Annotated in this window: 4 protein-coding genes; all 4 read right to left on the bottom strand. The window is 31.9% G+C overall.

Annotated elements, in window-relative coordinates:
• Positions 1 to 211 precede the first annotated feature (211 nt).
• Genes JX287_RS01215 through malQ form a run of 4 tightly spaced genes read right to left on the bottom strand, consistent with a single transcriptional unit; the run spans position 212 to position 6,388 of the window.
• Positions 212 to 1,798, bottom strand: coding sequence for an alpha-glucoside-specific PTS transporter subunit IIBC (locus JX287_RS01215; protein ID WP_204641415.1), 1,587 nt, complete (start codon positions 1,796 to 1,798; stop codon positions 212 to 214).
• A gap of 19 nt (positions 1,799 to 1,817) precedes the next feature.
• Positions 1,818 to 2,612: an endonuclease/exonuclease/phosphatase family protein gene (locus JX287_RS01210; RefSeq protein WP_204641414.1), complete on the bottom strand. Its 795-nt coding sequence runs from the start codon at positions 2,610 to 2,612 to the stop codon at positions 1,818 to 1,820.
• 25 nt (positions 2,613 to 2,637) lie between these two features.
• The gene (glgP, locus tag JX287_RS01205) at positions 2,638 to 4,896 is read right to left on the bottom strand and encodes a glycogen/starch/alpha-glucan family phosphorylase (RefSeq protein ID WP_204641413.1); all 2,259 of its coding nucleotides are present in this window, start codon (positions 4,894 to 4,896) and stop codon (positions 2,638 to 2,640) included.
• 1 nt (position 4,897) lies between these two features.
• The gene (gene malQ / locus JX287_RS01200) at positions 4,898 to 6,388 is read right to left on the bottom strand and encodes a 4-alpha-glucanotransferase (protein ID WP_204641412.1); all 1,491 of its coding nucleotides are present in this window, start codon (positions 6,386 to 6,388) and stop codon (positions 4,898 to 4,900) included.
• Positions 6,389 to 6,539: the final 151 nt, after the last annotated feature.

Raw genomic sequence — 6,539 nt, 5'->3', positions numbered from 1 at the left:
TTAAGAGATTTGCTATAATTACACATATGAATGTAAATTTCCTTTCTTGATTTTTTGCTCATACTTAAATTATAAAGAAATTTTACATTCTTTTCCATTTTTTTATAAATTTAAATACGGCTGATATTTATTATCAACCGTATTTATTATAGACTCATACAAAAAAAGAAACTGACTTTTACGTCAATTTCTTTTTTCTGTCATAATAGGCTTATTTGTGTAATTCTTTTTCGAAAGCTTCTCTAACTTGTCCTACAGAGAATCCGATGATTACTTGAATAGCTTTACCATTACGAGCAACTCCAAGAGCTCCAGAACGTTTTAAGAATTCATCATCTTTAACTAGGCTTTCGTCTTTAACATTAACACGTAGTCTTGTTACACAGTTAGTAACGTCTACGATGTTGTCTTTACCACCTAAACCTTCAAGAATGATAAGAGCTTGGTCATCATGAGTAGCTGCATCATCTTTAACTTCTGGTTTAGCTGCTTCTTTACCTTTTTCACGGTACTCTTGTTTAGAGTAAAGTTTAGTTTCAGCATCTTCAGCTTCACGTCCAGGTGTACTTAATTGGAATTTAAGGATTAAGAATCTAAATACGAAGAAGTAGATTACAGAGAATACTAATCCAATTCCGATTTGAACGAACATTTGTGAAGAGTGGTGTTTGAACATTGGTAACCAGTTAAGAGCTAAGAAGTCAATTAATCCACTTCCGAAGTTACCTACAACTCCAAATTGGTACATAGTTGCTGACATTAATGCACCTAATACTGCGTGAGTAGCGAATAACATTGGTGCTGCGAATAAGAATGTGAACTCGATTGGTTCAGTGATTCCTGTTAAGAAACCAGTAAGTGCTGCTGGGATTAATAACCCTGCTACAACTTTTTTCTTGCTGTCTTTAGCTGTTACATACATAGCTAAAGCTGCTGCTGGTAATCCAAATACTTTTGAGTTACCGTGTAATGAGAATCCACCTTGAGGGAATAACTCTTTTAATGGAGTTGAGCTTTGAGAGAACTCTTGAATGTGTTGTACCCAGTAAGCTGTGATTCCATTTTCTACTACTGCTGGTCCAAACATGAATGGTCCATAGATGAAGTGGTGTAATCCTGTTGGGATTAAAATTCTTTCTAGGAATGTGTAAGTGAATACTCCCGCAACTCCTGATACTTTTAAGAATCCTTGTAAAGCAGCAATTCCTAATTGAACTTTTGGCCATAATAGAGCTGTTAAGAAAGCAGCTGGAATCATGATAAGGAATCCTACTAAGATTACGAATGTTGATCCTTGGAAAATTCCTAATAATTCAGGAAGTTTTTTGTCGAAGTATTTGTTGTGAATCCATACTGAGATAGATGCAATAACGATAGAACCAATGATTGAAGTATCTAAAGTAATTGCTCCAGCGATTCTTGTAATACCTGTAGGTAATTTAAGAGCAGGCGTTACATCTACACCAAAGAATTTGAATTGAGTTAAGAATCCGTTGATGAAGTAGTTATAAACCATGTAGATTAAGAACGCTTCTAATGCTGCACGACCATTTGCTTTTTTAGCAAGACCGATTGGAATACCAAGTGCGAATACTACTGGCATTTGATTAAAGATAGTCCATCCTCCTTGCTCTACTACGAACCAGAAGTTATACCAAAGAGTACCCTCTGTCGCGATGCTCCCTACTAAGTTAGGGTTTTTTAAAATTGAAGTTAATCCAACTACTAATCCGAAGAATGCGAATAAAATAGATGGCATTAACATCGCGCCTCCAAAGCGCTGAATTTTTTGTAACATAACATTTTTCCTCCTTTTTTTATTTTTCTGCTAATGTTACTTCTAAGCCATTATGATCAGAAATAATTGGATAATTTTCATCATTAAATATAACAAAACTTTCTTTTACATCTAATTTTCTATTAATAAATACATAATCCAATTTTTTCTGACACATAGAATCTTCCCAACCACTTATATTTTTATATACGGTAACTCCCCCGTCTTTTTTCTCGGCTAATTCATAAGTATCATATAACCCTTTATCAAGTATTCTTTTATAATCGTCTACTTGATGGAAATAATCTGTATTGAAATCTCCCATGAAAACTTTAAGATTTTTGTTATCTGTATAATTAATTAGGTTGCTAAGATTTTGATCTATGTCTTCCCCTTTACAAGTTGGCAAATTCATATGACAACTGTAAAATTCTACGATCTCATCATTTATTTTAAGATCGACTTTTAAAATTTTTCTTGATTCGATAGAAGTTACGGTTTGTTGTGCCGTACAGTAAAAATCCTCTACGGCAACAACTTCACCTTTAGCAAGTATTGCTAAACCTTCTTCGAATTTATCAAATCCTATGTGAGAATAAGTCCAATAATAACTGTATCCTTCTTCTCCATATTCATTAATTTTATCTAACAATAATTTCCCAAAATTATCTTCTTTTATACCATCATGAACATCTGCACTATTAATCAACTGATTTACTTCTTGCATCGCTACTACATCGTATTTTTTTTCTACGATGGTTTTCGCTAAAATATTCAGTTTTTCAAGTTGGTTTTCTTCTAACCAACTGTGAACATTAATTGTTAATAGTTTCATGCTATGTTCTCCACTTCTTTATTTATTATTTTTTGTTCCAAATATCTTCATTGTATTGAGCAATTGTACGGTCTGATGAGAAGAATCCTGCTTTCGCGATGTTCGCAATAACTTTCTTCATCCATAATTCACGGTTTTCGTAGTCTGCTAACATTTCTTCTTTCTTAGCATAATATTCCTCAAAGTCAATAAGTGTCATAAACCAGTCTTTGTTAAGTAGTTCGTTGTATAGTCTTTCTAATCTTTCTTTATTTCCTAGTTTAACTAAGTCTTTAGAAACGATGAAGTCAACAACTTCTTTAACACCGTCTTTTTCATAGTATTCTTTAGAAACATATCCAGCAGTTTCATAAAGTTTAATGATTTCATCACTTTCTTTACCGAAGATGTAGATATTTTCACGTCCAACTAGTTCATCAATTTCCACGTTAGCTCCATCTAGAGTTCCTAGAGTTAAAGCTCCGTTTAACATGAATTTCATGTTACCTGTTCCACTTGCTTCTTTAGAAGCTAATGAAATTTGTTCAGAAATATCAGTTGCTGGAATTAGTTTTTCTGCAACACTTACATTATAGTTTTCAACTAGGAATACATTTAAGTATTTGTTTACTTCTGGATCATTATTAATTAATTCTGATAAACATAGAATTAAGTGAATAATATCTTGAGCTATAATATAAGCTGGTGCAGCTTTACCACCGAAGAATACTGTGATTTTTCTTTCTGGTAATTTTCCATTTTTAATGTCTAAGTATTTTTTGATTACATATAAAGCGTTCATTTGTTGACGTTTATATTCGTGGAATCTCTTGATTTGAGTATCGATAATACTATTTTCATCAAGTTCAATTCCTTGAGTTTCTTTTAGGTACTCTTTAAGAACAACTTTGTTCTCGTGTTTGATTTCTTCTAATTTAGCAGCTACTTCTTTGCTATCAACAAATGCTAGTAATTTTTCTAATTTAGTTGCATCAGTTAAGTACTCATCACCAATTAGTTCTTTTAAGTAAGCTGCTAATGGTCTGTTAGAAAATTCTAACCAACGTCTGAATGTAATACCATTTGTTTTGTTATTAAATTTCTCTGGGTATAATTCATAGAAGTGTTTTAACTCAGAGTTTTTAAGGATTTCTGTGTGTAAATAAGCAACCCCGTTTACACTGTTAGAGAAGTGAATATCCATGTTTGCCATGTGTACTCTGTCATCTTTATCGATGATTTGAATATCTTCACCTTCATATTTTTCTCTAATAACAGCATCTAGTTTTTTAATGATTTTCACTAAGTGCGGTACTACTTCTTCTAAATATGCTAATGGCCATTTTTCTAGTGCTTCAGCTAAGATAGTGTGGTTTGTGTAACCAGTCATTTTTTGAACGATTGTGTATGCTTCTTCAAATTTAATTCCATGTTTTTCAGTTAACAAACGTACTAATTCAGGAATTACCATACTTGGGTGAGTATCATTAATTTGAACATATGCATATTCGTATAAATCGTGAACATTACTTCCTTTAGCGATAGCTTCATCTAAGATTAATTGAGCTGCGTTTGATACCATGAAGTATTGTTGATAAATACGTAATAATTCACCATTTTTATCACTATCATCTGGATATAAGAATAATGTTAAGTTTTTCTTAATTTCAGTTTTATCGAAAGAAATTCCTTTTTCAATAATGCTACTGTCAATTGAATCAATATCAAATAGATTTAGATAGTTTTTAGTATCTTTCTTATATCCTAATACGTCAATTCTTTTTAGTGTTGATGTTAAGCTAAAGTTTTTAAAAGGCACTGTATATTTAACATCAGTATCTCTTAACCATGAAGAATCTTCAATCCAGAAGTTTGGCTCTGCATGTTGTTCATTTTTAACAAATACTTGTCTGAATAAACCACAGTGGTAGTTTAATCCAACTCCATCACCATTGATTCCTAATGATGAAATTGAGTCAATAAAGCATGATGCTAAACGTCCAAGACCACCGTTACCTAATGAAGGTTCTAATTCAGCTTCCTCTACATCACTAAGACGTTTGTTAGCTGCTTTTAATTCTTTTTCGATTTCTTCATAAATACCTAAGTTGATTAAGTTGTTTGATAATAGTTTACCGATTAAAAATTCTGCTGAAATGTAGTAAACTTTTTTCTTATCATCATTTTGAGCTTTTTTATCAGCTTCTTCTTTAACATAGTTTAATAGTTGTTTATAAATTTCTTTGTTATCTAAATTTCTTAGTTCTTGATTAGTATTATCTAATACATATTTACTAAATGACATTTTATACCCTCTCTCTTGAATATCTTACTGTAATTTTTTCTAAAAATTCTTTTCTTTCTTCTGTTAGATCTTCTGCAAGCATTCTCCATTCCCAGTTTCCTCCAACTGTTGATGGAACGTTCATTCTGCTCGTTGCATCTTTATCTAATAAGTCTTGCATTGTTACGATTGCATAATCACTTACTGAAGAGTAGATACCTCTAATCATTGCTTCAGTAATTGTTTCTTCATTACGACGATTTAAGTATTCTGAAACTAGTTCTTTTTCTGATTCACTTAGTTTTTCATACCATCCATTAACTACATCATTATCGTGTGTTCCAGTGTATGCTACACTATTTTGTGTGTAATGATGTGGACGATCTAAATTATCTTCTCCTGGGAAAGCAAATTGAAGAATCTTCATACCTGGATACCCAGAATCATCTAATAATTTTTCTGCTTTTTCATCAATAAATCCAAGATTTTCTGCGATAATTGGTAAATCACCTAATTGTTCTTTAATTTTTTGGAACAATTCAATTCCAGGACCAGCTTCCCAAGTACCGTTAACCGCATTTTCAGCATCTCTATCGATTTGCCAGAAATCAGAGAAACCTTTGAAATGGTCTATACGAAGTACATCATAGATTTTAAAACTTTCTTGTACACGATAAATCCACCATGAGAATCCTTGTTCTTTGTGTTTTGCCCAATCGTAGATTGGATTACCCCAAAGTTGTCCAGTAGGACTGAAGTCATCTGCAGGACACCCAGCTACATAAAGTGGTTCATTATTTTCATCAACTTTAAATAATTCTGGCATAGTCCACATTTCAACACTATCAGCACTTACATAAATTGGCATATCTCCAATGATTTTAATTCCCTTTTCATTAGCATATTCTTTTAATGCTAACCATTGTTTAAAGAAGAAATATTGTGTTACTGTATAGTATCTAATACTATCTTGAAGTTCTGTACGATATTTTTGACGCGCAGCTTCTTCACCATTTTTAATATCTTCATCCCAATGAATGAAACTTTGATATCCGAAGCTTTCTTTGATAGCCATATATTCAGCATAATCAGCTAACCAGCTAGAGTTCTCAGCTTCAAATTTTTCAATTTTTGCTAATACTTCACTATTTTTTGTTGTGTTAGCAACAGCCTTTTCTAAAATTGCTCTTCTTGCCTCAAATAATAATGCATAATCAACTTTTTCAGGATTGTCACCGAAGTTAACATTTGAATAATCACTTTCTTCAAGTAATCCTTCTTCTTTTAATAAAGAAAAATCGATTAGGTTTAAATTCCCTGCTACAGCTGAGAAACTTTGATAAGGTGAATCTCCATAACTTGTAGTTGTTAATGGTAAAATTTGCCAATATGTTTGCTTTGTTTCTTCTAAAAAATCAACGAAATCATATGCGCTTTTGCCAAAAGTCCCAATACCAAATTCTCCTGGTAATGATGTAATATGCATCAAAACACCACTTGAACGTTTTGTCATTCTTTTTTCCTCCGTTATATTTATAACTTGTATTTACAAAATAAGTTTTTATAACTTAACAATTATTATTATAATAAAACACTTTCATTTTGTCAATAACATTTATGTAATTCTTTTATTTTTTTTCGTCAACATATACGTAAATGTTGCA

Origin of the sequence: Gemella haemolysans, assembly GCF_901873445.1 — a bacterium.
GTDB classification, from domain to species: domain Bacteria; phylum Bacillota; class Bacilli; order Staphylococcales; family Gemellaceae; genus Gemella; species Gemella haemolysans_C.
The sequence above is the reverse complement of the archived record's forward strand: the minus strand, read 5'-3'. Positions and strand labels throughout refer to the sequence as shown.